Origin of the sequence: Enterococcus gilvus ATCC BAA-350 (assembly GCF_000407545.1) — a bacterium.
Taxonomy (GTDB): Bacteria; Bacillota; Bacilli; order Lactobacillales; family Enterococcaceae; genus Enterococcus_A; species Enterococcus_A gilvus.
The window spans coordinates 365,933-392,629 of the sequence record NZ_ASWH01000001.1; the positions used below are offsets into that span (position 1 = coordinate 365,933).

Below are 26,697 nucleotides of genomic sequence, written 5' to 3' on the forward strand. Positions count from 1 at the left end.
ATTACGGCATACGCTTTTTTAGTCATTGATGATACGATCGATACTTAAAACAGCCCCTGTTTTAGCATCTGCTTTGAATTCGTAAGCGACTAACTGATCATCCTCGGATCGAGTGATCCCACCTGAGAGAACATCCATCGTAATCGCAAATTTTTGAAGATGCTCCGTATCGAAAGAGATCCAAGAACCTTCGATCGGTCCTTCTTTTAAAAAGTCTGCTTTGATTTGGTCTAAGATTTTGTCTGGAGACATTTTTTGATTTTTTTTGTAATAGTGATTTGCGGCAATTCCAGCAGCTAAGCCAATGGATGACCCTACCGCGAGACCTTGCGCGAATTTTTTTGCTTTTTCCATGGTACAGTGTAACCTCCTTGCTTTCTCGTGATAGATCATGAAATTTCTATGTCTATGTTAGGATCAGACATCCTTAATCCCTGTCTGTTCTTTGTCTACGCTCTATTCTACCATTGTTGCAAAGCAAATTGAAAAATATATGCCATTCTTACAGACAAAATAATCGAAGGCTGAGTGAGAGAGCTGTAAAACTATCCGACCATCGAAAGGCTGTCTTGAAGTAAGCTTCTTTCTCAAAAAGAATGAAACGTGTATAATTGGAGGTAGTAAAAGAAAAGGTCGTGACGAAATGATTATCCCTAAAAGTATCGAAGAACTAGCTGGTTATGCAGAAAAAGGGAAGAATGTTTTCTTCTTTACTGCGGATTGGTGCGGCGATTGTAATTTTATCAAACCACAAATGCCGGAGATCGAATCCATGTTTCCACAATTTCAATTTATTCAAGTGGATCGGGACGAGTACATTGATGTGGCAGCCGAGTGGAGTATCTTTGGGATTCCTAGTTTTGTCGTAGTCAATGACGGAGAAGAATTGGGTCGATTGGTCAATAAAAATCGTAAAACAAAGGATGAAATCGCTGGCTTCTTGCAACGAGTGGAAGGGTAGGAGATTGTCATGTTCACACAATCATATCAAAATATTTTAGTTGGGATCGATGGCAGCGATCAAGCCACAGAGGCTTTCAAAAAAGCGTTGGCCGTTGCTAAACGAAACCAAGGAACGGTCTATGTAGCGAATGTGATCGATCATCAAATCTATACATTTATGAGCTATTCGCCTTTAAATGAGAATATTATGGATCAATTGGCTGCGGATGCAAAAGAATTGATCAATCAATGTAAAGCGATCGGCAAGGACTTCGGCTATACGAAGATCGAAGGGATCATTGCATATGGTTCTGCCAAAGAAGCAATGGCTAAAACATTGCCGGAAAAATACAACATTGATTTAGTGATGGTTGGGCAATCGGGGTTGAATGCTGTAGAACGCTTCATGACCGGCAGTGTAGCCAGCTACGTGATCAAAGAAGCCTCTTGCGATGTCTTGATCGTTCATCCAAGTGCCGAATAAAAGCTGGTCTAACCAGCTTTTTATTTGGAGAAAAAGAATCGAACGCCTATGAGAGGAACGTGACAGTCTCAAATTTCTCAACAAATACGTTCTAATTTTTGCTTTAGTGTTCATAAAGCTAGTTCACAACTTTAGAAATGAAAAAACTCTCATGCAAAAGTCCCACTAGATTTGTTAAGATACGAGAGGACTATGACTGGAGGTATAAACGTGATTTTTGCGTATAATAAAGAAAATGTTGGCGACACATTAATGGTGATCGTCAAAAATGACGAAAATAAAGAAAACATTGCGGAGCGTAAAGAGAATGTCGCACGCATCCAAACAAAAGAAGGAACAACCGTTGCTTGGAATTTTTTCAATGTTTCAGACTACTTAATGATCCATGGAAATGGTCAGGTGGCGCTAACAGAAAAAGACATTGACGTGTTGAATGAACAATTGAAACGTGCCGGCTTTGAAGAGCGCTTAGCAGCAGACCTTTCTCCAAAATTTGTGGTGGGCTATGTGAAGACTTGCGTGGACCATCCAGATTCAGACCATCTGCATATCACGGAAACAGAGGTCGATGGCGGTGAAACCTTGCAGATCGTTTGCGGTGCTTCAAATATTGAAGCGGGACAAAAAGTCGTTGTCGCAAAACCAGGCGCGATGATGCCAGACGGGCAAATGATTTGGCCAGGGAACCTACGCGGCGTAGACAGCTTTGGGATGATTTGTTCAGCCAAAGAATTACACCTGCCAAACGCACCTGAGAAAAAAGGCATTCTCGTTTTAGACGACGATGCTAAAACAGGGGAACTGTTCGAAATAGGGAAATAAAAAACAAATTTGGCGGATAATTTCTCCTCTGAATAGGCTGTCAGCGAATGATTCTTCAGAGAATTCTTGTGGAATCTAACAGTCGAAAATCGCGATCACTTATATAGATCAAAACAAGAACCGATAAAGCATTTCATTGATTCGACTTTTTAGCATAGGTGGGGTGAAGGACATCTTCAAGTTTTACTCGGCGTTATCCAACGAGCAGGATAATCTGTTCCCTGAACCGAAAAAGTTCGCTAAGCTGCATTTTGTTTAAGAATATGCGAGCATCAACATGGCAATAAGAAGCAGGGCATCCTGGATGTTTTGATTATTTAACCGACCATAAAAAAATGTGGTGGTCTTTAACGATGACATGATTGATTTGGTGGTGTTTGATAAGAGCTGGACTATTATCGCAATAGGTAGTGCGGTGGACGAATTAAAGGGACTGGCGGATTATGTAACGGATCTAACTGTCGATGACGGAATCTATAAAGCGTGCAAGAAATTAAGCTGGATTTGATCTTAATACATATTTTTGAATACACTTCGCCGAAAACTGAAGAGGGATTTCATTTATTAATCATTCCCCTTTTTTTGTTGTTTCAAAAGCAATTCAAAGAAGCCTAATTCGAGTTTATGAAAAAAAACGGATACTATGCGATATGTGGAATCTACGCTATACTGCAACTCTTGAAACGAAGCTGAAGGTGTTGAACGATTATACGAAATCGAAGGAACATGGCGCTAAAATTAGGATTGAATTTAAAGTTGGTTTAGCTTCATTACAAAATGGACAGTAGAGTGATCGTTTACGTGCACGACAAGATCAACTCAATCATAGAAGACGGGAAGTAATCTATGATTTTGAATTTAGCAACATCCCAATGAGAGGTGATTGGGCATGTCGAACAGAATATTTTTAGCCTCATAATGGCAATGGGTAACATCAATTGGATTAGAAATAAATAGAAGCTGCGGATAATTTCTGCAGCTTCTTTGTGCGTCTATTTAAGGATTAATTCTTCATAAATGAATGAGAAGAGGATGCTATTCTGCCACATCTTTATTATGTCGAAAACAAGGAAAATGTAGAGGTATGTACGTTGATTTATAAATTTAATAAACAAGTAATCCTCAATTTTTACTAATCGCTATTATCTGCTTAAATACTCTAATTATATCATTTCGTTTATCTATAGAATTCAAATCATGAATTATTCTACTGATATCATTATCTTCCTTTTTGAAGGCAAAGAAAGAAGGATAGTCAATCTTGAATGCTTTAATAATTTTATCAAGTGTCTCAATTTTTATATTCTCAATTTGTCCCCGTTCAATTTTTCCTAAGTAGGATAGATCTAGTCCAGCTAACTCAGCCAAAGTTTCCTGAGTCAATCCATTTTGTAAACGCAACTCTTTTATTCTTGCTGCTACTTTTGCGCTAAGCATCGGTCCCACAACCTTTCATTAGTTAAAGATTAAAGGTTTGTCAGTCGTTTTATTAGGTCTTTAATATCCTAAATTTTTTATTTTTTTACTAAATATAGGTTTTAAAAAACCTATTCATATAGTATATTATTTTTGTAGTAATTGAGATATGTCTCTACTAGGTTTCTTTGTATATAAGGAAATGTGGATAGAGTAGTTAATTTACAAATTTGATAGTGATTGATTACTAAAAAATATGAATTTTTGAGAGGGAGATAACTGATGGAAGAACATTCGATTAATTACGAAAACTTAAATTGTTTGGCTCTTATTAGGTTTGGCCACCGGATAGGACACGGCTGGTATCGAATATTAGTAAATGCTGAAAAGGAACTTAGCAAATTTGGTGTATCGATTGAACGAGTGGAGAAAAAGCAAGGTATTCTTATTCTCACCGCCGACTTAAAGCCAAATGAATGTCTTTCTCAGGTTCAAAATATCTTATACGAATCAGAACTTGCTAGTGAAATGACTTGTGAATGGTGTGGTAATTACTCGGTTTCGCAAATAGCTATTGATAAAGAACTTTTTACAATCTGCGAAGGTTGCGAAGAAAAATGTGAAAGTTTGGAAGGTGTTGAGAAACGTTTACGAATAAATAATAGTCATAACCTTGAACAGATTATTGGACGAATGAACCGTGAAATTAAAAGATTAGAACATCAAGTTGAGTATTTCAAAATGGGCTGCACCCATTACAAGAAGAGAAGTGAAGAATTATCTAAGAAATTGGAAGGGGATCCTAGCGAAAATCATAAAAAAAGGATTCGTGTTGTGACTTCAAAAGAAAAAAACATTTAATAAGGGGAATTATGATGGAAAAGAGACGGGATATAAAGAAGCGAAAGATTATTGAAAATATAAAAGACTTTGGAAAAAAATATGGAAAGATGTTGATCTCAAGTGCCACTGTAATTGGAGGTTTTTTTATATTAAATGGACAAGATATGCAAGCATCCGAAACTGATGGTAAATGGGAAGCACGATCAATTGATCAAATCAAAAAAGATGTTGAAGGGAAAAAAGAATATACTATTGTCTGGGGAGACACGTTAAGCGGTATTTCATTGGCAACGAACGTTGCCATGGACAAATTAGCTTCGTTGAATGGCATTGGAAATTACAATTTGATTTATGCAGGAAACAAGTTGGTGTTTGAAGGTAACGTAGTGACTGTTCAAAATCAAAATGGTTTCATAACGGATCAACAATCTATTACTGAAGCGGATAAGGTAGTACCTAATCAACCAATTGGTGAATCTGTCAGTCAGCCTTCACAGGTTACAGATGCTGCTTCAGGTACACAGAATCCATCTACTGTTGAATCGGCTGATACTGGTGCATCTAAACCATCTGGTACTGAAAATAGTAAGGGGAATGGATCAACAAACAATGAAAATTCGTCTAATGGAACCCCTAATGATGGAGAGGGAACAAATGTCACTCCAATACCAGACCCAACGCCTGCTCCGATACCAACACCAACACCAAAACCAGAACCGCAAGTTCAATATACCGTGTGGTATTACGTCTCCGAGGGGGATGACCAATCGACAAATATTGAAAAGGGAGCGCGTTTGTTTTCAACAGAAGCAGAAGCAACTACCTTTATTGAAGGGTACGCAGACAATTTATTGATGCAAGGAATTACAGGAAGTTATGGCGTAATGTCCTGGGAGTAGACGCGCTCATTAACTGTTCATAAGAAGTACTATATTAAAAAAATAGATAGTTTAGACTGTGGATGCCATTCAGTTTTTGAATGGTACCCACAGTTTTTCTCTAGTTGATTTATGAAAGATCTAATCAGTAGAAAAGAATTTATTTCTTAATGTGAACTAAATGAACTACCTAAATAAATAGAGAAAAATTATTTTTATTGGTCTTTCAAAGTATTACTAAGAGAATAGGATTAGTTGAAATTGCTTATTTCTGCTGCCTTATTCTTACGATCATTTTCTTCAATTTGATTGAATAAAAAAACAATAAAAAACCGAGGATAGTGGATAAATTTGATGTAATTAATGATGGTTTGTTCTACCCTATCAAGAATTGAGTTTAAATAGATCAGCAAATTAATTGTCATGTTCTCAGAATTTTGTGAAAAAAATAGTGTCTAAGGGTAGATGAAACATCCTTCATAAAAGAGGATATTATGTACTGAAAGGAAGCTGTAAACCAATAGAAGCATTGATTGTTTTTGCATTTATGTGTATCTTTTATATTAATATAAAAGATACAAAAGAGGGTGGATGGTATGAGGAATGATAACGCGGACGAGAAGAAGGAAAGTACTTATGACTTGTTGCTGAAATTAACTAAAAAAAATGGACCAGGATTTATGATATATGCTGGAAGTGATGAGGAGATTCATAGTCTTTTATTTTCATGGATAGACGTGGCAGAAGGCTTGAAAAAAGAAAATAGGAAGTTAAGAAAGATTCACCTCCAAAATAAAAAAACATATAAAGAAAGAATTGAAAAACTCGAGAGGGAATGTAATGAAGAAAAAGAGAGAGCAGATAGACTAGAAAATGAACTCGAAAGAGTGAAAGGAAAATTGAAAAAAAGAAGTGAAGAGGAAATAGCGTTTTATAATAGAGCGTTAGATTTAGAGGATCAGCTAAATAGAAAAAAGAAAATTCTCGATTTAAAAGAATATGATAGTGATCAAAAAATTGCGAACTCTGCTCAAGTGTATAATAAAAAGATTAGTAATTTAAAAAGTGAGATACTCGTTCAAAAGAAGAAGATTAGGGAGTTAGAAACTATAAAACCATTTTTTCACCAAAAGAAAAGAACGGGGGAAGGGCTGAATCCAGAAGATAAAAAAAATACCCTTGATAGTAAGAGGCGTGGTGGCTGTCAATTGACCGATAAGCAAATTGAACGGTTATTGCTTATCTATAAAGAAAAGGAACGTGTTCCGATAACTGAAGCAATAAGCAAGTTAGCAATTACACGCAGAACCTATTACAGAGTGATCAATCTAAATTACAAATACGAAGAAACCAGGGATAGAATTAGAAAGATTGCGTTTGATCTCGGTGTAGTTTTACCTGAAAAAGGGAAATAATCTGTGTCGGTGCGTTGGATAAATCAAAGGGAATTACTAAGAAAAGCTACGGAGAAGTTCCGCAGCTTTTTTCGTCATATCAATTAATAATAAAAAAATCAAAAGATTTTCATTCAGGATTTTAAGCAAGGTATCTCGAAGTCTAATGAACTTAGATTTCCGAAATTGATTGAAGAATGTAAAAAAAACGGATGAGGTATTTCATGTATTTGCTTAGGAAGAATAAGTATTTTCTAATAAGCAACTAGATAGTCTGAACATTGGATTATTTTTTTTGCGTATTTGACAAAAAAATAGTTAGAGTTGTTAATGCTATGATGAACAACCCTAATTTTTATGTTGGTATAGGTGTCTCTATGAATCATTATCACTATATTTTTTCGTATTTTTTGAAAAAAATATAGTTTTCGTTAGAATACAATTATGTGATTTATATCACTCCTTGTAAAAATAGTAGCAGAATCAGGGAACTTGGGGAAGTTTCTCTGGGGGAAATTCTGCTACTCTACTATTTATTTTAACAGTTATTAAAAGTAAGTAAAGTGGATAGATGTCAATAAAGTAGACACAAAAATAGCAGATACTTATAGATGAGCAAAATAATTTTCCTCCATTTCATTGGGTGTAAGCATATCTAATGTGCCATGAGGCCGTTGTGTATTATAAAAGCCTTCGATGTATTCAAAACACGAAAGTTGTACCTTTTGAATAGAAGAAAATGTTCTTCTTTTGGGCTCTTCTTTCTTCATATATTTAAAAAATGATTCTGTTACAGCGTTATCCCAAGGATAACCTGGCTTGGATAAGGACCGTGTAATTGGTTGATCTTCCAGATATTTTCTAAACTGGAATGACGTATACTGGGAGCCTTGATCTGTATGAAATAGAACAGGTGCTTCTAGTTTTCTAGATGAAATAGCTTTTTTTAGCGTTGATAGTGCTAATTCACTATCAATTTTGGGACCTACAGACCAAGCAATCACTTTTCTAGAAAATAAATCAAGAATCACACATAGATAAACAAAGCCCTTCTTTCCTACAGGAATATACGAGAAATCGCTTGTCCATACTTGATTTGGAGCAGGAGGGCTAAACGCTTGATTGAGATGATTGGGGCGTTCTAAAGAAACCTTGCGATCTTGTTTCTTAAAAGCAGGTTTACTGGTAGACATTTTAGGAAGAGTCATCGACTTCATTAGTCGATAAGCTCGCCCAACACTAATAGAAACGCCATAATCACGCAATAAAATCCTTTGGATTTTTGCAGCACCAATTCTCTTTTGAGTAGCGGTATAAATCTCTAGAATCTGCTTTCTCAATTGTTGATTTTCTAATGTTCGAGGAGCTGGGCTTGCAGAAACTCGTTTGTAGTAAGTGGATCGATTCACCTTGAGAACACGACAAAGTGTACTAATTTTATGTTCGTGTCGAAGAAAATCAATGGCTTTTAGTCGTTCGTCGAGTGTGGCGAGAATATCGCAATCGCTTTTTTTAAGATAAGGTTTTCCTCTTCAAGTTGGACATTTCTTTTTTGAAGTTGTTGGATCTGACGAGCCGTTAGGATCGAGCCATCATCAAATTTAACTTCCGAATACTGTTTCACCCAGCGGGCGATAGTGGAAATAGCCAATCCATATTCTTTAGCAAGAGAATTTTGAGATTTGTCATTTTCGTAAAGCTTAACGATGGATTTTAATGATAGTTCTACTTATAGAGCAGAAATAAAAAATTCTACGACAGAAAGAATTTTTGTTCAAGGCTACGACGGATCAACTCCTAAAAGAGATGTAAACGTAAATACTGAAATAAGTTTAGGTAGACAGTTATCAAACTTGGGAAAAACTTTTTCAGATTGGGAAGGTGCCAAACTTTACTTATTTTATGACAGTGAAGGTACATTATCATTAGTAGTGCCGGATGTAGATGTAGGCAAAGAAGGACAATATATGGAGTATCAGCAATAATAACACTTAAGAGAAGACTTGTTATAGGGGGAATAGACTAAATTTTAAGTGTAAAATATAAGTAGTTATTGAAAGTTTAAATAGGAGGATTTTTATGAAAAAAAGAACACTGGTTCTGTTGCAAAGTTTTCCGATAGTCTGAATTTAGGGTACACTGGTTGAAAAAATGCTGGAGGAAACGAAGATGAATCATTTTAAGGGTAAACAATTTCAAAAAGACGTAATTAAAGTAGCCGTCGGCTACTATCTTCGCTATAATCTCAGCTATCGAGATGTTCAAGAAATACTTTATGATCGTGGAATCCATGTTTGTCACACCACGATTTATCGTTGGGTACAAGAATATGGCAAAATCCTGTATGAAATTTGGAAAAGGAAAAATAGACAGTCCTTCTATTCGTGGAAAATGGATGAAACTTATATCAAAATAAAAGGGAAATGGCATTATTTGTATCGTGCCATCGATGCAGACGGTTTAACCTTAGATATTTGGCTGCGTAAGAAACGCGATACACAAGCAGCGTATGCGTTCCTAAAACGATTACGGAAACAGTTCGGCGAACCAAAGGTTCTAGTAACAGACAAAGCGCCCTCTATTAGCAGCGCGTTTAAAAAATTACAGAAAAACAGTCTATACATGAAAACCGAACATCGAACCGTCAAATATCTCAATAATTTGATTGAGCAAGATCACCGACCAATCAAACGTCGGAATAAATTTTATCGCAGTTTGCGAACGGCCTCAACCACGATAAAAGGTATGGAAGCAATTCGAGGAGTCTACAAAAAAAGCCGAAAAGAAGGCACTCTTTTCGGCTTTTCAGTCTGTTTAGAAATCAAGATTTTACTGAGTATCCCTGTTTAAATGAAGACACGAAATTCTGGTGAAATTGTTCGTTTTAAAAGTTTGCAACAGAACCAGACACACAAACTTGGTTTACCTGGTGTTTATATGGATTTTCGAGTTTATCTTATCTTCTGTTTTTGTGTAAAAGAAATATCGCTGTTAAAGAAGTACTTTTTCATACAAATAAAGAAACCATAGAATAATCGCTGATGGCATTCCTGTCAGAAAACTGACGACAAGTTCACTGAAAAAGTCTTAGAGTTCAAAATTTAATAAGAGCACAATTTAGATAAAATTTAAATAATCGGTTCTGTTGCAAAGTTTTTCAATCAAGTCCTTTTAGTGTAAAATCTAGCTAAAAGGATCCGGGAGGAACGAAGATATGAACCATTTTAAAGGAAAACAATTCCAAGAAGACGTGATTATTGTAGCTGTTGGTTATTATCTTCGATATAACCTCAGTTATCGTGAAGTACAAGAAATTCTCTATGATCGTGGCATTGAGGTCTGTCATACAACCATTTACCGTTGGGTTCAGGAATACGGAAAATTACTTTATCAGATCTGGAAAAAGAAAAACAAGCAGTCTTTTTATTCGTGGAAGATGGACGAAACCTATATCAAAATTAAAGGCAAGTGGCATTATCTGTATCGGGCCATCGATGCAGATGGCTTAACCTTAGATATATGGCTACGAAAAAAACGCAATACACAAGCTGCGTATGCGTTCTTAAAGAGACTGTTTAACCATTTTGGAGAACCAAAGGTTCTCTGATAAAGCGCCGTCGATTGCCTGTGCCTTCAAAAAGTTGCAGAATAATGGGATTTATCAACATACAAAACATTGAACCGTAAAATATTTAAATAATTTGATTGAACAAGATCATCGACCAATTAAGCGTCGGAATAAATTTTATCGCAGTCTACATACCGCCTCAGCCACGATTAAGGGCATGGAAACGATTCTAAGAATATATAAGAAAAGCCGAAAAGAAGGAACTCTTTTTGGCTTTTCAGTCTGTACAGAGATTAAGGGATTATTAGGGATTCACGCTTTATAAAAAAACTAATTTGATAAATGTTGATGTATTTTTTTCTTTTGCAACAGAACCTTATTTACGATTATTTTTTCTAAGAACCTTCTCTATTTCTTTACCAATCATCAAATAATCATTTGACTTCAATGAATAATCTACAATACAAATATTGTTTTCCTGAAACGAATTTTTTTCCATAAGATCTGTGACGATTAAGCTACTTTTTTTTGATTTAATTTTAGTTTCTACTATGTTTAAATTATAAATCCCTTCAAAATGTCTTGCAATTTTTTTCTTAAAAAGTTCTTTTATGAAAAAAGGCATATCACAATCTATCCCCAACGTTATTTGTGGCTGATAAGTTGCACATCGTTCAAAGAATAAAAAAATTAAAAGATATCTTCTTATCAATAGATCATTCATATAAAAAATATTACTACTTATAAGCCCTCTCATCTTTTCAATAAAAGAATGTATTTTGCAGATTAGTTCATTCGGAATAGGTCTGGTTTCTAAAACATCGTAACTGTCAAAATCTATAAGAACGTCAGAAAGAGTTGCAATTTGGAGGTGTGTACAAAAAATGAAGTTATAGAAACTCTCAATATATTCTTTTGGGATTGAAAAAAATGCTTTTTGAAATTCTTTGAATACAATATTTGTTGCCCTATAAATATCTGTTTCATATTTTCTATGATAATTTAAAATACGAGATTTTATTTTAGATGATTGGTACATGCCAAAATTCATCTGTATAACAACCAAAAGAAATAATAACTCATTTTCATTAAATAGTTGATATTTTTTCTTTTCCCTAGCAATCTCTTTATCATTTTTTAAGGCAGAAAAATTTAAGTAAGAATCCCAATCATCAATGTTTTTTATATTAAAGTTTTTCCTACTTCTAATCAAACAGATAGCGATAAAATAGGCTATACGTTTCTTCTGAATATTAGAATATACAATTGCATGATCTATCTCAATTTGTTCAATTGATTGATAGATTTTGTTTTCATCTACATAATCAAAAGGCCACTCTTCATTTTTTGTGATTTCCCACAAAAAAAAATAAATATAAAATCGTATTCTTTTCTCTTCACCAATAATTAATAAATCGTTTGTCGAAATTCTCAATTTATGTTGTTTAAGTAAGCTATTTATTCTTAATACAGAACTTCTGACAGCATAGCTACTAAGTCTATTGTCCTCAGCATATTTACTTAAAATTTTTGACTTTCTTGTGCATATATCGAGTAGTAGTTTAATATTCTCATCTTCTTGTAAAATATATGTCTTTAATATTTCAGTAGTGAAATCGTTTATATCTAATTTAAGTCCCTTAAATTTTTCATAATGTAGCTGAATAGTTAGATCCCTGTCCTGATTACAATTGTCTATAATTATTTTTAGATGGTGTATATATCTTTGAGTGCTTCGACTACTTATTTTTAATTGTTCGCTTACCTTTTCGATTGTAATCCAATTTTCTTCATTTTGAAGTATCTCAATTATAGATATATGTTTTCTATTGTTCTTCCCTAATAAACTATAAATTTTTTTGTTCAAGAGTATACACCTCACTAATATTTTTAGTCTGCTTGTCCCTAATTAATTTGCTTACATGAGCAAAATACAGTTTACAAATGGGGATTACATCTCAACATCGATTTTTCTAACAGTGAACTAACAATGCCGTAATATGCAAATTATTTTGCATGCTATACAAATATAAATGAGATTTAAATTGCTATAAAATAGTTTCGAGATTCTCATTTATAGACAGGGATAGTTACAATTACCAAGCACCTGAATATTAGTTTGTAAATACAGAATGATAGAGAAGAGAGTTTTTATAGTAGTCGATAGGATAATAAGTCAGACTATTGACCGCACGGAACACTGACATGGTATGAAGCGGAGTTAGTTAATAAAATTCGATTAATTAGATCGTATGTCCCTGATTTAGAGGTCGTTGCTTTTGAAGATAATGGCTCCATAATAGAGTATTGTTTGTTAAGTGAAAATCATTAACCCTGAGGGCATTACACATATTAGTCTAGTTTTAACAACTCTTGACGTAGCTGTTAATCATCAGGGGAAAGGTGTCGAAAGTAAAATTTTAGTTGAATTAGAAGAGAGAGAAACATTGTTAAACTACAAATTTATAAGTATCTCGGCCATCCGAATTCCTATCCAAAGTTTGGTTATGCACCAGAGAGTAAATACCACGTTGTCCCCCTTTTGACGTTCCAGATGAAGTATTTATGGTGAAACCACTTTTTGATAATACGTTAGAATCTATCAGTGAAATAGTAAACTATTCTTATGCGTTCAATGAGTAGAAAAAAAGAAGGAATAATTTGAACCGACCCCCAAAAGTTAGACCAAAAATCTAACTCCTTGATTTGGACTTGGTATAATAAACTAGCTAGAAAAAAAGAAAAGAGAAAGCGAGGATCTAGATTATGCCGAGACGTTCATTTGATGAAGCATTCAAAACAGCTGCTGTAAAACTAATTATTGAGGATGATTTTTCTGTAAAAGAAGTGAGTAATCAATTGGACGTTCATGCTAGTAGTCTGTATCGGTGGGTTCAAGAATACGAAAAATTTGGAGAAGGTGTGTTTCCTGGTAAGGGAAGCGCATTTTTTGATGCTCAATATGAGATAAAAAAACTTGAACAAGAAAATCGTTATTTAAGAGAGGAACTAGAATTATTAAAAAAGTTCCAGGTATTCTTGAAACCAAACAAGAAATCCGATTCCAATTTATAAAAGAGCATCAAAAAGAATTAAAAATTCAATGGGCTTGTAAAACACTAAATGTTTCAAAATCAGGATTTTACGAATTTCTCAAAAGAAAACCTTCAAAAAGGAAGTTAGAGAATGAACTCCTCAAAGAGGAGATTCAATCAATCTTTCATGAACATCATGGAAGGTATGGGTCAATTCGAATTACTAAAGTTCTTCAGAAAAAAGGAATTCAGGTAAATAGGAAACATGTTGGTAGATTACTTCACGAATTAAATTTGTACGCAAAAGGAAGCACCTATAAGTACAAATATTACAATCGAAGCCGCCCTTCCCTAACTCATCCCAACCTTGTCAATCAGACGTTTAAATCTATGAAAAAGAATGAAATTTGGTTAGGTGATATCACCTACATTCCTTTAAAAAAAGAACACTCTACTTAGCTGTGTTTATTGATGTTTATAACCGAAAAATTATGGGATGGGCCATGTCCTCTAGAATGACAACTCAGCTTGTCTTAAATGCATTTATACAAGCTATTGGAAAAGAGCGTTCTGGAAAAAAAATTAATTATTCATACCGATCAGGGTTCTCAGTATACAAGTTCTGCTTTTCAAAAAGTTCTTCGTAAATGTGAAATGACTTCAAATATGAGTCGAAAAGGAAATCCTTATGATAATGCTTTGATGGAATCTTTTTACAAAACAATAAAAAGAGAGCTGATCAACGATGCAAATTTCACAGACATTGGTCAAGCTCAACAAGAAATATTTAAATATATTGAAACTTACTATAATACAAAACGGATGCATTCGGCATTGGGGTATCGATCGGGGCTGTAAATAATTTTGTATAAGTTCTTTTCCCTTAAATGTGATCAGTGACTCTGTCTTCAAAAAAGATAACGAATTGTGACAGAATTTGGCCGCAATCTTGGACCTTCATGGTCCATTTTTTTGTCACATCCATCGTTACAAGATAGAACATTTTTAGTAACGATTCATCCGATGGAAAAATACTTTTTGATTTTGTCGGTTTTCGAAGCTGACGGTGAAAGCCCTCAATCACATTCGTTGTGTAAATAATGCGTCGTAATTCTGCTGGATACTTGAAAAATGTTGCTAGTTCCGTCCAATTATCCATCCAACTTTTGGGAATGATTGGATATTTCTTTCCCCGTTTTTCATCAAATTCGCTGAGTGCTTCCAGTGCCAATTCTTCTGTAGGCACTTTATATATTGGCTTTAAATCACTGGTTACTGCTTTCAAATCTTTATAGCCAACAAAGCGAATACTGTTGCGAATTTGATGAACGATACATTTTTGAACTTCTGTTTGTGGAAATGTCGCTTCAATTGCTTCACTAAGCCCTTTAAAATTGTCAGTGTAAGCGATTAAGATATCTTGGATACCACGATTCTTTAATTCATTTAAGAACATTAGCCAAAATTTTGATGATTCAGATTCTCCAATCCATATACCTAAAACATCCTTGTACCCTTCAATCGTTACTCCTAAAACGACATAAGCTGCTTTTGATTGAATGCGGCCTTCATGACGTACTTTAAAAAGAATCGCATCCATAAAAATAATTGGATAGAGTGCTTCTAAAGGGCGATTTTGCCATTCTTTTACCAAAGGTAAAATCTTATTGGTTACATTTGAAATCAATGTAGGTGACACTTCAGCACCGTATAAGTCAGCAAAATGATCCTGAATATCGCGCGTACTCAATCCTTTGGTATACATAGCAATAATTTGATCTTCCAGTCCAGATAAAGAGGTTTGATTTTTCTTTATGATGGTTGGTTCAAATTCACCATTTCGATCACGAGGGACAGCGAGTGGGACTTCTCCATATTCTGAAGACCGTAAGGTCTTAGAACTGGTCCCATTACGTCTGTTTACCGTGTCTTTTTGTTCCTTAGAGTTCTTTTCATAGCCCAAATGTGTGTCTAATTCGGCTTCCATAATTTCCTGAACCGCTTCGCTAAACATATCTTTAAAGGCGTTTTTAATGTCATCTGTCGTTTTAATATCGTACTGTTGGATCATTTCTCTAATTTGATTTTTTGAGAGCATACTCATTGCTTCGTTCCTCCAAGTCTGTTTTGTCTATCCTACTATTTTGGAACTTACACAAAATATTGTACACCCTCTATCGATCTCCTAAAGAGTTCGATAAAGAAAACACACACACCCTTAACTTAATGTCCAGTTTTTCTTGACATTTCCAATTTCTCTACTCCTAAAAAAGTCTAACTTTTGGGGGTCACTTCAATTGCTGAGTGTTTTCTTATTTAACAGGGAGAGTCATTCTCCAAGAGATACTACACCATTAAATTCTCCACCATTAAATTCTCCACCATTAAATTCTCCACTGATAACAACCTTACCTAGCATGTGACCGTTTTCGACATCCTGAGTTGCTTTTTTAATATTTGAGGCATTAATTCCGGTTGAATATACTTTGCTCAAAGAAGTTTTTATATTCCCTTCATCTGCTAATTTTGAAATTTTTTCCAAAGCTTTTCCTTGTGTCTCTATTTCATATTCATGATCCGTTTTGGCAAACATATATTCCCAATCAAAACTAACAGACAAGTTTTTCCATTCACTTATATCTAGAGGTTCATGAACGCCTACAATTGTTCCCACATGACCAAAAGGTTTAACCATATGTTTAATTTGTTCTATATAACTTGAGATATCGAATAATACAGCTATATAATTGAATTCCTGAACATTTAGCTTTCTTAAACTTTCTTTTAAATCATCATGGTAATCAATAGGGTGATCTACACCATACTTTTCTAACCACTCGAAATTTTTAGGACTTGCAGTTGCGTAAACTTCTAAGCCAGCCCAATGTGCCAATTGATTCAATACAGATCCCACACCACCAGCACCATTTATTACTAAAATATTTTTTCCTTTATTAGCATTTTTTTCTGGAATTATACCAAATTTTTCAAAAAGCAACTCGTAAGCAGTTAAAGATGTAAGTGGTAATGCAGCAGCTTCTTCATCCGATAAACTCTTTGGAGCTAACGCCACAATTTGTTCATTCACTAGTTGATACTCTTGATTACTACCCGATCGGGTAGTAGTGCCCGCGTAAAAAACACGATCGCCAATTTTGAATTTTTTAACTTTTTCCCCCATCGAGACCACTTCACCGACTGCATCAAATCCTAAAACTTGAAGCGCATTTCTCTTGATAGAATTTTGACGAATCTTAGTATCTACAGGATTAACAGATACCGCGCTTACTTTTACCAGTAAATCATTTGGAGATGGTTTGGGCACTATTTTCTTTTCATCAATGAAACTTTGATGATTATCAATCGGTAAGCCTTCAAAAAAACCAACGGCATTCATAAATTTATTTTCTAACATTAATATCCCTCCAATTTTTACAATAAATACTTTTATGAGCAACTACTACTATTATGATACAAATAATCGAATTTTGAAAAAATCGTTACTTATTTTACTTTTGCAGGATCTTTCCCAATATATATGCGGAATAAACTATACGGTTTTTCTCGTAAATCGATTCCCATATGGAATCCAACCTGACGTTGCAGTTGATTACTATTAAAGTATAGATATTTGTCCGGTCCAATTGATAGAGTATCGGGCCATAAAATTCGAGGGTCATGTGCTAAAGTCGACATAGAACCATCTGGTTTAATGATTCGAATGCTGTTGTTTTCATAATCACCGGCATAGATAGTCCCGTCTGAAGCGGTAATCATCCCATCTGAAGCCCCTTTTTCACCCAAGTCCTGAACAAATCTTTCTAAATCATTATCCTCAACTTTTTTATCAAAAATTAAATCTGTTTCTATAGAATATAAATGACGGCTTGATAGTGGGCTGAAGTATAAAATTTTCCCATTTGGAGAGATAGCGATACCGTCAGCAGCTACTTGCCATAAAGAAGTGGTGCCATCTTTTTCTCGATTCATTAAGAGTTCTCCCTCAACTTTAGGAATAAAATCTGGGTCAACCGCAGTCGAATGCGCTCCGTCTAAAATGCGAAAGGAATCGCCTGTACCAAGGTCTAACACAATCAATGCTCCGGGTCCAGTTATTGAAGAATCCGTAATATAAGCCACCCCTTCGGTTCCTCTGCGCAAGTCAATTCTTACATCATTTAAATAAGTAGAGTCTAAAACGACATCCTTTGAGAAAGTATAGACACTACGAATTTCGTTACTATCCAAATCAATGGCTACTAATTTTGCACCGCCTTTTATGGGAGCTTCAAAGTTAGGTGCGGCAGTATCTAACACCCACAGAGTCCCTTCACCGTCAGCAACGATACTTTGAACACTCAGAAACCCTTTTTCTGGGTGAACAGGATCAAAGTTGTTAATCTCTTGACTAGGATAAGGAACCAAGTTTCCATCGACAATTTCGACAACGGTTGATTTCACATCGTCCCCCCATTCGGGGAAATTAATGAAGATGCGTCCAGTCTCAGATACGCTGACTCCTGTGGGCATCTCATCATAAAAAGCTTGTACTTGCTCTAACTCACCAAAAATTTTTTCTGTTGGAAAATCCATAATATTTCTTCCTTTCAATTTTGAAATAAAACTAAATTTATTTGACTTCTACTTCAAATTTTAATACTCCACGAGCTATTACATGTCCAAACATATTGAACCCTAGAAAAGCTGGCGTAGATTCTTCAGGAATCAACACCCTTTCAATATCTAAAGCCCAGACAGTCAGAAAGTAATGATGTACACCATGTCCTTTAGGGGGAGCAGCACCTGTATATTTCTTGGCACGAGCGTCATTTGGTAATTGAATAGCTCCAGAAGGTAATTTTGAGTTGTCTTTATTTCCTGCATCTTGTATTAATTCATGAACAGATCTAGGTATATTTGCTACAGCCCAATGCCAGAAGCCAGAACCAGTCGGGGCATCTGGATCGTATAAAGTTACGACAAAGCTTTTAGTATCACTAGGAGCACCTTTCCAGCTTACTTCAGGAGAGATATCCTCTCCACCTTTTATGCCAAAATCTCCAGACATAAATTTCATATCTAAATCCTTTTTTTCTACAATATCTTTACTTTTTACGTCAAATGACGGAACATTCTGTAATCCTAAAAACGGATTATTCATAGTACATCCTCCTATTTAATATTTAGTTATTTTCATCAACACGGATTAGATTACTCTTCTAAAAATAGAAAGTAAATTAGGGAAATTTTTTATACTCCTTTAGTTCACTATACGATTGATTGTATGCTACTAAAAAAGGAAACGCCGTTGTGACGTTTCCTTTTTTAGTAGCAAGCAAGGCATTCTTCTTCTAATTTCCCAGCATTTTTATGGTTAAAATCTTCTCCCCAATTATAGAGCATGTCAATTATTGGATTCAAAGAATTTCCATAGTTAGTCATCCCATAAATGACCATCAGAGGTTTCTCGTTGATCACTTTCCGATAAATCAAGCCATCATTTTCTAAATCCTTTAATTGTAGCGATAGCATTCTTCTAGTAATTCCAGGAATAAATTTTTGCAGTTGATTATAGCGGCTCTCACCATCGTACATTAGATGATACAAAATAACGCTTTTCCAACGTCCTGAAATAATTTGCAACGTGGATTCTACAGAGCAGCCTTTTTCACAGTTATATATTTTTCTTGTCAAGATACATTCACTCCAAACGCTTATTTAGTGTCATCATAAGTATTTACTTACTTTTTGTAAACTGTTTTAACTTACTACGTATAAAAAAATTCCCTAATTTACATGACAGTTCTTTAAGACTATAGTCCACGAGTAAGGAATTTTGTTACCTTTACAATCTTCTTAAGTAATCTTAATAAACAACTTACCAAAAAATTTAGGAGTGATTTATATGAGTATGAATGGTGCAGATTTGATTGTAGACACACTGATAAAGAATGGAGTAAAGTATGTTTTTCAACTACCTGGTGGTAAGTTGGGGCCTTTATTGATGGCCTTGAAGAAGCGTGAGAAAGAGATTACTGTTATTACAGTCAGACATGAACAAAATGCTGGATTTATGGCTCAGGGAATCGGCCGTATTACTGGTAAACCGGGTGTTGTAATGACCACTTCAGGGCCGGGAGCTTTGAACTTGGTCACCCCTTTAGCAACAGCGACTTCTGATGGGGATCCTGTTTTGGCGATTGCCGGACAAGTCCCACAAGATAAATTATTAACCCCATATCCACAAAATCCAAATATTTCTGGTGTCATGAATGATTCAACTATCACTAAATATGCCAAAGAAATCCAAAATACAGATGTTTTAGCGGATGAATTAGCAAACGCTTATTTTTCGAGTATAAATGGAAACCCTGGCGCAGTATTCATGGATGTTCCTGGTAATATTTTGCTGGGAGAAACTAAAAAGAATGGGCTGGAATTCTCAACCTTAACTAAACAATTGATCAATACTATTGCCGATGATACAACAGTCGTAGCGGCCGTCGATAAAATTAAAGATGCCAAGCGTCCGGTAATCATTGTTGGAGCACGTGCTGCTGGTGAAAATGATGCAGAAGCAATCCAATCTTTTGTTAAAAAAACCGGTATTCCAGTTGTTGAAACCTTTGAAGCAACGGGATTGTTGACTCGTGAGTTCAATAAAAATTATGTAGGTAGGGTAGGACTATTCAACAACTTACCTGGTGATGAGTTGGTTTACAATAGTGATTTAGTTATCACTTTAGGTTTGAATCTAGTTGAATATTGGGCTTCTGTATGGAACGTTGACAAAAAAACAATTGTAGACATTGATACGGTCGTTGATCACTTAGATGAATCCTATATTCCAGACATTTTAGTTTTAGGAAACATTGCAAAAAACTTAAAAAACATTGCTAATATTATAGCCAAAATAGATATTTCTGATGATTGGAAAGCGACTATTCGTATAATGCAAGAAAAATTAATGATGAAAAAATAAGTTCCTTCAGTCACTTCCATTAATGCACTACATCCATTAGAAATTATTGATTCTTTACAAAAAACTATCGATGCTCATCCTGATACTACTGTCGTAATGGATGGTGGCAGTCATGAAGTATGGATGGGCTCATACCTAAATATTTATCGTCCCAAACATTTTCTAATGTCCGATGGTGAGCAAACTCTAGGTGTTGGTCTTCCATGGTCTATCTCTGCATCTTTACTTCGTCCAAATGAAAAAATATTGTCGTCAGGTGGAGATGGAAGTTTTATGTTCTCCTCCCAAGAATTAGCTACTGTTGCTCATTATAAGCTTAATGTCCTTCAAATTATCTGGGTTGACAAGGAATATAATATGGTTGAATTCCAGCAAGAATTGGATTATGGCGGACAAAAGGAAGGAGTAGATATTGATTATATTGGCTATAAAGAAATGGCCGAAAGCTACGGTATAAAATCACTTCGGGTTCATTCAAAAAAAGCCTTGGATAGTGCTTTGGTCAATGCTTATGGCTCAACCGAACCAATGGTTATTGAGGTAATTGAAGACAACCATGAAAATATCCATTTGCGTGATAAGATTGATTTGGTCTAACTATTATAGGTATTGAAACTTTCAAATACTTTTAAAGATCATTAAAGTCTATTCTCCTCCTGTCACCTGATCCAGTGATGTAAAGTTAACTAATCATCTTGAAGAATATAATTGGGTGATTTTTGATAATGGGATTGTTTGAAATTGCCCCTATATTTCGTGAAATAAAGTGTACAGAAAATGGTCCTTTTCTGTACACTTTCTTTTTTCTCGTTTTTATGAAGTATTGGAACTTAAAAATGTTCATAAACCCGTAGCACAATCTATGTTCATTTAAACATCCCGTTTGAAAGTTATGTTGCAATATTTTTGAGAATGGAGTGATTTATTAGAAAATCGGATACGCCCTGGTCTCTACCGGATTACAAAATTTAGATTTAAAGGAAGATAGTCTTAAAAAAATTAGTTGTGATAAAATTTTTACCGATCATATGAGCGGAGCAAAAAGTAATCGTCCATGTTTAGAAACTGCAATTGATTTTGTTCGGGAAGGAGACATTGTAGTTGTTTGGCGATTGGACCGTCTAGGAAGAAATATGAAAGACTTAATTTCAATTGTAAACAGGTTGAATGATCGAGGTGTTGGTTTTCATAGTCTGCAAGAAAATATCACGATGGACAAATCGAGTTCTACCGGACAATTAATGTTTCACTTGTTTGCAGCATTCGCAGAATTTGAGCGCAACCTAAAATTTTGAACGTTCGGCTACTGGCCGTGCTGCAGCGAGAGCATGGGGAAGATTTGGTGGGAGTCCTGAAAACTTACTAAACAAGATTTAGAGTTGTTGAAGACGCTAGTAGATAGTGGTACACCGATCAATACGATCGTCGGAACGTCTCTCGAACGACCATTTACCGATATCTTAATAAACTGGAAAATATAGAAAATTAGTAAACTATTATTTAAAAGTGAGTACTTTAGAAAGCAAATTGAGAAATAAAAAAAGGTAGGGAATTGAATGGTTTATAAATGTAACCGTTGTGGGGATTATTCACTCATGGAAGACAGTGATTAATTTGTTCAATATGCCAGTGGCAAGATGATGTCATAAAGCGAGAAGCCCCTATTTATGGTGACGGGTCCAATCACGGAATAAGTATAGTCATACAAGAGAAAATCACATAATTTTTGGAGCAATTAGTAAGAAGCACGTAAAGTAGGTCAGATTACCTCTCCCGAAGAATTACCAGAGAGTAATATTTAGAGAATGCCTGTCTATTTTTTCTATTCATTCTGTTTATAGATTTTTCCGTATTATTTTTTTCGTTGGTTATAAATTTTTAAAGGAATAATAGGGAAAGTTACTAGCAGTTAATTGGAAACAAGCTATGATATTGAAAAAAGCACAAAACATTGGAAAGCAAACAGGAATAATTCTGTATATTTGTACTATCTTTTTTTATAGTTCCTTCAATATGGCTAGTTACTTAACTTCTTAGACCACATAATCTAAATTATTTCCAGCGATTGTCAAATTAAGGATTTCAAGCACAAAATTGTGAAATGAAATTCATATACTTACGGATACATTGCCATTAAAGAATTTGTAGGTAGCAATCTTTGTGATTTTATAGAAACGTATTTTGTTAAGTTTTCTTTTTTATTTTGTATCAAAAAGTAGTTGCACTTCCGTGGGGGTTCTCAGTATTTTTTTATGTTTGAAGCATCAAAAAAGCCAAACCTAGTGGATACTAAGTTTGGCTGCAAATTGAGATCGATTTTCTAGTTGTTGCCTTGCTGGTTTTTCGCCGTTTTTAATGAATTTGAATCAATACTTAATTTGACAGAGGTAGTCTCCTTCTTATCCTTGCGGTAGAAAGTGATCTTCACCGTGTCGCCAACTTTGTGTTTGTACAATTCAGATTGCAGCTCGACACCGGAAGAGACTTCTTTGTCATCGATTTTAGTGATTACATCATATTTCTTCAAGCCCGCTTGGTCCGCTGGAGTAGATGGTTGAACCTCATTGACTACGACCCCTTGAGTGACTGAGCTAGGAACTTTGACGATTTCGCTAATCTGTTCAGTAGAAAGATCCGAAAGGCTGACCATTGTGATTCCTAATGCTGGACGAACGACTTTGCCGCCTTGTTCCAATTGGTTGATGACATTCACGACATCGTTACTTGGAATCGCAAAACCGATCCCTTCCACGCTGACATTTGATTGCGTTTGAACGATCTTGCTGGAGTTGATCCCAACTACTTGTCCAGCCATATTGACTAATGGACCGCCGGAATTCCCAGGATTGATCGCAGCATCTGTTTGGATCGCATTGATGTTGACGGTTTGGCCCTCATCGTTTTGATTGACCACTTGACGATTCAAGGAAGAAATAATCCCTGAAGTGACAGAGTTTGCATATTGTGACCCTAAAGGAGAGCCGAGCGCGATAGCGGGTTCGCCAACTTTTAAGGCACTTGAATCCCCAAAGGCAGCAGGCTTGATATCTGCTACTTTGTCAGACTCTACTTTTAAGACCGCTAAATCCGTATAAGCATCGGTTCCGACCAAACTTGCTTTAACCTTTGCCCCATCTTTTAACAGAACTTCAAGGCCGTCTTGTTTTTCAACAACGTGATTATTGGTGACGATATAAGCCGTATTGCCTTCTACTTTGTAGATAACACCGGAACCTTCAGAAGCCTCTTCAAGCTGTCCGTCACTTCCTTCTGATTGTTTCTGATCATTTCCATTGCCGAAAATATCAGAGAAGCCGCCTAAGCCGCCCTGTGATTGCTGTTTTTGCAGGTTGATGACGGAAACGACTGCACCTTGGACCTTTTCAGCGGCTTCTGTGATATTGGAATTCACATCCACCTTCATGTTGCTTACTTTGGTATTGCCAGCACTTGGAGAACCGCTGTTCGTTTGATTCGTTGGAGAAAGCAGCGAACCATTCGCCACATAAAAAATTCCAATTGTTAAAACGGCTCCTAAAATCCCGCCTATTAAACCCGTCCCAAAACGTCTAAAAAAACCAGGAGACCTTTTGGGAGTTGGGGTAATATCTCTTCTTACCATATTTTTCTCCACCTCTTCTGTGATTTACGTTATATTGAGTATAGTATTTTTTTGTAAGTTAAGTCTACTACACCGATTTGACTTTTTTATGAAAAAGGTTCGTAGGAAAATGTAGATAAATGATAAAAAAACTTGTTTTCCACATAGATAGTGGAAAACTAAGGAAAAAGTTTGTTAATTCTTTGAAGAATCTTATCCACAGAAATGTGGATAAAGTGGATAACTCGGTGGAAAACGTGTGTTTGCATCCTAAATACCTTAAAAATAGGCTGAAATAGTGGAAAATCTGGGGATAAACCTGTGATTAGTGTGCATAACTTCGTGGAAAAGTACTTAGTTCCACTAGCCATTGCAACGAATTCCGTGGAAAAGATCTCGTGAAAAATAAGAAACTACTATAAATAAGGAGAGTAACGATGAATATCAAAATTATCTCAGTAGGAAAATTGAAAGAAAAATACCTTGTTCAAGGAATCAATGAATATACGAAGCGGTTGTCTAAATATTGCAAGATCACCTTAGTCGAGGTTCCAGATGAAAAAGCCCCTGAGAAACTCAGTGATGCCGAAATGACCCAAGTCAAAGAAAAAGAAGGGGAGCGCATCTTAGCCAAGGTCAAAGATCAAGAATACGTTTTTGCGCTTGCCATCAATGGAAAAAATCCTAGCAGCGAAGACTTCGCGGCTACCTTGGACAGCCTTCAAACCAGTGGAAAAAGTCAGTTCGTCTTCATTATCGGCGGCTCGCTTGGTCTTAGTGATCAAGTCCTAAAACGTAGCAATACCCTGATATCCTTCGGTAAAATGACCTATCCACACCAACTGATGCGCTTGATTTTAGTCGAACAGATCTATCGCGCGTTTCGGATCAATGCGGGGGAGCCGTATCATAAATAGGGATATTTTTCTGAGCCGCTATTTTAATCACGAATGTAACAAAAAACGATTGATTTATCTTTGATGATTCTGTTCTATCTTTTACGATGTCACGTTTAACTACATTTAAATTGTTCCTCAGTATAGGGGATTAGTATAAAATATATTTGAAGGAGTACTTTAAACTAGGGGGAACCACATGAATAAATCAAGAAGCCAACAGCATAAATCTCATTGGTTTAACTATGCAATTGTCTTTCTTCTAGGGATTATATTAGCGATATTGCTATTCATTGTATTTTTTAATAATGATCCTGAACCGAGGAATGAAACTATGGAATCTCAAAAAAGTAGTGATACAACTGTTTTTAGCCAACAGCCTAGTACTGAAGAGCCAGCAAGCGATCAACTCAAAGATGAATATCCTTATGGAGTAGATGTAACTAACAATCAAAACATGACCTTTAGGCCTAGAGGAAATGACGTAGGGTCGCTTCATAGTGGAATTTCTATTTTGATTACTCCAATGGATGATGCTTATTCTGTCAGGTTAGCCCATAGTTATCACGATGCGGATACTGATTTTAACGATGTTTCTGACTACAAAGCCAAATAAAGAATACTACGACTAAAAAGATTTTTATTCGAGGGTATGGATCAACTCCTCAAAGGGATATAAGGATAAATACTGAAATAAGTTTAGATACTCAGTTATCAAATTCGGGAGAAGAATTTTCCGATTGGCAAGGAGCAAAGCTTTATTTATTTTATACTACAGATGGCACACTATCATTAGCAGTTCCAGATATTCATGTAGGAAAAGATGGTCAATACATGGAGTATCAGCAACAGTAATATTTCCTTAGAATAATCTGACGATACATGAATTGACTAAAAATTTTTTTGAATATAATACTAGAATTACTATTTCAAATTAGACAGGAGGAATACTTGTGAAAAATAGAAAATTATTACTAGTGACAGCATTTATTACTATAGGATTGGTGGGGTGTTCTACAAATGACTCAGCCAATTCTTCGAGTTCTTCAAAGAAGACCAGTGATAAAGTCAGTTCTAGCCCAATAATTGCTAGTAATGAGAAAAGGAACGTGATTACGGGTTCAACTTCCTCAAAAGAATTTGCTGTAACTTCAAGTAGTTTGAAAAAACAAACTAATTCTACTGGTCTAGAAGAGAATGCTATATTGCGTGGTGATTATAGATCCATGAATGGGACTTGGACCAATTCAAATGGGTATCAATTAATATTTAACAATGGTGAAGTTACGCTATCTGGAGATGGGGTCGGGAGGATTAACTCACTTTACATTAAACGAGCCAGTGAAGCAAAGTAACGTAATTTATTTATCATTTGATCCAGCTCCGGCTCCAAATGGAATGAATTTGATGCTTGGATTAAAAGGTACTAGTCCTTCCGAAGGGTTAGATGAAGATGGTACGGATTCGAGTAAAGATCGGATTATAATGGGAAACAACGGCGGAACAATGTTGTTCGCTCCTAAAGAAAAAGGTGGGACTCCTGATACTGCTTATTACAAGGAGAATTAGAAGTTCAATCTTTTTATGAAAATAACACAATCTGAGTGTGTTACTTTGGACGAATTATTCGATGCTAAATATTTTAATAGTGAATGAGAATATTTCGTCGCAAAAGTCAGACTTAGCTTTTCAGTGTCTCTCTTTAAAATTGTAGAGGTAAAGTATGAGAATAGAAGTAATATATTATTCCGAAGTCTAATCATCTAAGTCGTGATTAGGCTATTTTTGTGTTTAAAGGAGGACCAAGCAATGTTCGATACACGAAAAAATCGCTAT

26 protein-coding genes and 3 pseudogenes are annotated in these 26,697 nt (G+C 35.4%); 19 read left to right on the top strand and 10 right to left on the bottom strand.

Annotated elements, in window-relative coordinates:
• Window positions 1-18: 18 nt before the first annotated feature.
• On the bottom strand, window positions 19-354 hold the full coding sequence (locus I592_RS01770; RefSeq protein ID WP_010781951.1) for a hypothetical protein: 336 nt from the start codon (window positions 352-354) through the stop codon (window positions 19-21).
• A gap of 289 nt (window positions 355-643) precedes the next feature.
• On the opposite strand from I592_RS01770, the gene I592_RS01775 reads away from it, so the two are divergent.
• From I592_RS01775 to I592_RS21885, 4 genes are all read left to right on the top strand, one after another.
• On the top strand, window positions 644-961 hold the full coding sequence (locus tag I592_RS01775; protein ID WP_010781950.1) for a thioredoxin family protein: 318 nt from the start codon (window positions 644-646) through the stop codon (window positions 959-961).
• Between the two features lie 9 nt (window positions 962-970).
• Complete coding sequence (locus tag I592_RS01780) at window positions 971-1,426, top strand: universal stress protein (RefSeq protein WP_010781949.1); 456 nt, start codon at window positions 971-973, stop codon at window positions 1,424-1,426.
• A gap of 210 nt (window positions 1,427-1,636) precedes the next feature.
• Window positions 1,637-2,248 (top strand): YtpR family tRNA-binding protein, encoded by a 612-nt coding sequence (ytpR, locus tag I592_RS01785; RefSeq protein ID WP_010781948.1) that lies wholly within the window; start codon window positions 1,637-1,639, stop codon window positions 2,246-2,248.
• Between the two features lie 337 nt (window positions 2,249-2,585).
• Window positions 2,586-2,756, top strand: a complete 171-nt coding sequence (locus I592_RS21885; RefSeq protein WP_244265143.1) for an HAD hydrolase family protein — start codon at window positions 2,586-2,588, stop codon at window positions 2,754-2,756.
• 614 nt (window positions 2,757-3,370) lie between these two features.
• Here I592_RS21885 and I592_RS01795 read toward each other — a convergent pair.
• Window positions 3,371-3,685 carry a helix-turn-helix domain-containing protein gene (locus tag I592_RS01795; protein WP_010781947.1) on the bottom strand — a complete coding sequence of 105 codons (315 nt, stop codon included), beginning with the start codon at window positions 3,683-3,685 and terminating at the stop codon, window positions 3,371-3,373.
• Between the two features lie 261 nt (window positions 3,686-3,946).
• Between I592_RS01795 and I592_RS01800 the strand changes: the two genes are divergently transcribed.
• The 3 genes from I592_RS01800 to I592_RS01810 all read left to right on the top strand — a co-directional run bounded on the left by I592_RS01800 (window position 3,947) and on the right by I592_RS01810 (window position 6,800).
• A complete protein-coding gene (locus I592_RS01800; protein ID WP_010781946.1) occupies window positions 3,947-4,525 on the top strand; it encodes a hypothetical protein in 579 nt (192 codons plus the stop codon).
• Between the two features lie 14 nt (window positions 4,526-4,539).
• Complete coding sequence (locus tag I592_RS01805) at window positions 4,540-5,406, top strand: LysM peptidoglycan-binding domain-containing protein (RefSeq protein WP_016250182.1); 867 nt, start codon at window positions 4,540-4,542, stop codon at window positions 5,404-5,406.
• Window positions 5,407-5,981: 575 nt separating this feature from the next.
• Complete coding sequence (locus I592_RS01810; protein ID WP_010781944.1) at window positions 5,982-6,800, top strand: hypothetical protein; 819 nt, start codon at window positions 5,982-5,984, stop codon at window positions 6,798-6,800.
• Window positions 6,801-7,384: 584 nt separating this feature from the next.
• Here I592_RS01810 and I592_RS01815 read toward each other — a convergent pair.
• Window positions 7,385-8,487 (bottom strand): IS3 family transposase gene (locus I592_RS01815; RefSeq protein ID WP_099046849.1). Its coding sequence is split into 2 segments (ribosomal slippage): window positions 7,385-8,283 and window positions 8,283-8,487, totalling 1,104 coding nucleotides; the frame shifts between segments, so codons are not numbered across the junction.
• Between I592_RS01815 and I592_RS01825 the strand changes: the two genes are divergently transcribed.
• The 3 genes and pseudogenes from I592_RS01825 (at window position 8,486) to I592_RS01835 (ending at window position 10,672) form a co-directional block, all read left to right on the top strand.
• Window positions 8,486-8,764 carry a hypothetical protein gene (locus I592_RS01825; RefSeq protein WP_010781942.1) on the top strand — a complete coding sequence of 93 codons (279 nt, stop codon included), beginning with the start codon at window positions 8,486-8,488 and terminating at the stop codon, window positions 8,762-8,764. The genes I592_RS01815 and I592_RS01825 overlap by 2 nt on opposite strands.
• Before the next feature lie 184 nt (window positions 8,765-8,948).
• Window positions 8,949-9,629: an IS6 family transposase gene (locus I592_RS01830; protein ID WP_010781941.1), complete on the top strand. Its 681-nt coding sequence runs from the start codon at window positions 8,949-8,951 to the stop codon at window positions 9,627-9,629.
• A gap of 364 nt (window positions 9,630-9,993) precedes the next feature.
• Window positions 9,994-10,672 (top strand): annotated as a pseudogene (locus tag I592_RS01835) (IS6 family transposase).
• Between the two features lie 51 nt (window positions 10,673-10,723).
• Here the strand turns inward: I592_RS01835 and I592_RS01840 are convergent.
• Window positions 10,724-12,214, bottom strand: a complete 1,491-nt coding sequence (locus tag I592_RS01840; protein ID WP_010781939.1) for a helix-turn-helix domain-containing protein — start codon at window positions 12,212-12,214, stop codon at window positions 10,724-10,726.
• Window positions 12,215-13,113: 899 nt separating this feature from the next.
• Here I592_RS01840 and I592_RS20875 point away from each other — a divergent pair.
• Window positions 13,114-14,240: pseudogene (locus I592_RS20875) on the top strand (IS3 family transposase).
• A gap of 25 nt (window positions 14,241-14,265) precedes the next feature.
• Here I592_RS20875 and I592_RS01855 read toward each other — a convergent pair.
• From I592_RS01855 to I592_RS01875, 5 genes are all read right to left on the bottom strand, one after another.
• Window positions 14,266-15,486 carry an IS256 family transposase gene (locus I592_RS01855; RefSeq protein WP_010781936.1) on the bottom strand — a complete coding sequence of 407 codons (1,221 nt, stop codon included), beginning with the start codon at window positions 15,484-15,486 and terminating at the stop codon, window positions 14,266-14,268.
• Between the two features lie 225 nt (window positions 15,487-15,711).
• Window positions 15,712-16,797 (bottom strand): zinc-binding alcohol dehydrogenase family protein, encoded by a 1,086-nt coding sequence (locus I592_RS01860; protein ID WP_010781935.1) that lies wholly within the window; start codon window positions 16,795-16,797, stop codon window positions 15,712-15,714.
• An 89-nt stretch (window positions 16,798-16,886) separates the two neighbouring features.
• Entirely contained in the window at window positions 16,887-17,975 is a 1,089-nt protein-coding gene (locus I592_RS01865) for an L-dopachrome tautomerase-related protein (RefSeq protein WP_010781934.1), read from the bottom strand.
• Window positions 17,976-18,012: 37 nt separating this feature from the next.
• Complete coding sequence (locus I592_RS01870; protein ID WP_010781933.1) at window positions 18,013-18,543, bottom strand: YbhB/YbcL family Raf kinase inhibitor-like protein; 531 nt, start codon at window positions 18,541-18,543, stop codon at window positions 18,013-18,015.
• A gap of 164 nt (window positions 18,544-18,707) precedes the next feature.
• Window positions 18,708-19,076 carry a winged helix-turn-helix transcriptional regulator gene (locus tag I592_RS01875; RefSeq protein WP_010781932.1) on the bottom strand — a complete coding sequence of 123 codons (369 nt, stop codon included), beginning with the start codon at window positions 19,074-19,076 and terminating at the stop codon, window positions 18,708-18,710.
• A gap of 211 nt (window positions 19,077-19,287) precedes the next feature.
• Here I592_RS01875 and I592_RS21890 point away from each other — a divergent pair, with 211 nt between their 5' ends.
• From I592_RS21890 to I592_RS22260, 4 genes and pseudogenes are all read left to right on the top strand, one after another.
• Complete coding sequence (locus tag I592_RS21890; protein ID WP_010781931.1) at window positions 19,288-20,364, top strand: thiamine pyrophosphate-binding protein; 1,077 nt, start codon at window positions 19,288-19,290, stop codon at window positions 20,362-20,364.
• Between the two features lie 96 nt (window positions 20,365-20,460).
• Complete coding sequence (locus tag I592_RS21895; RefSeq protein WP_010781930.1) at window positions 20,461-20,961, top strand: thiamine pyrophosphate-dependent enzyme; 501 nt, start codon at window positions 20,461-20,463, stop codon at window positions 20,959-20,961.
• A 335-nt stretch (window positions 20,962-21,296) separates the two neighbouring features.
• Window positions 21,297-21,853: pseudogene (locus I592_RS01885) on the top strand (recombinase family protein).
• 132 nt (window positions 21,854-21,985) lie between these two features.
• A complete protein-coding gene (locus I592_RS22260) occupies window positions 21,986-22,087 on the top strand; it encodes a hypothetical protein (protein WP_367378541.1) in 102 nt (33 codons plus the stop codon).
• 597 nt (window positions 22,088-22,684) lie between these two features.
• Here I592_RS22260 and I592_RS01890 read toward each other — a convergent pair.
• A complete protein-coding gene (locus I592_RS01890; RefSeq protein WP_010781928.1) occupies window positions 22,685-23,986 on the bottom strand; it encodes a S1C family serine protease in 1,302 nt (433 codons plus the stop codon).
• A gap of 416 nt (window positions 23,987-24,402) precedes the next feature.
• Between I592_RS01890 and rlmH the strand changes: the two genes are divergently transcribed.
• The 4 genes from rlmH to I592_RS21900 all read left to right on the top strand — a co-directional run bounded on the left by rlmH (window position 24,403) and on the right by I592_RS21900 (window position 26,430).
• The gene (gene rlmH, locus I592_RS01895) at window positions 24,403-24,882 is read left to right on the top strand and encodes a 23S rRNA (pseudouridine(1915)-N(3))-methyltransferase RlmH (RefSeq protein WP_010781927.1); all 480 of its coding nucleotides are present in this window, start codon (window positions 24,403-24,405) and stop codon (window positions 24,880-24,882) included.
• 178 nt (window positions 24,883-25,060) lie between these two features.
• Entirely contained in the window at window positions 25,061-25,477 is a 417-nt protein-coding gene (locus tag I592_RS01900; protein ID WP_010781926.1) for a hypothetical protein, read from the top strand.
• A gap of 337 nt (window positions 25,478-25,814) precedes the next feature.
• Window positions 25,815-26,216: a DUF6287 domain-containing protein gene (locus tag I592_RS21345; RefSeq protein WP_010781925.1), complete on the top strand. Its 402-nt coding sequence runs from the start codon at window positions 25,815-25,817 to the stop codon at window positions 26,214-26,216.
• On the top strand, window positions 26,203-26,430 hold the full coding sequence (locus tag I592_RS21900; RefSeq protein WP_244265144.1) for a hypothetical protein: 228 nt from the start codon (window positions 26,203-26,205) through the stop codon (window positions 26,428-26,430). The genes I592_RS21345 and I592_RS21900 overlap by 14 nt, the downstream gene beginning before the upstream one ends.
• The last annotated feature ends 267 nt before the right edge of the window (window positions 26,431-26,697 follow it).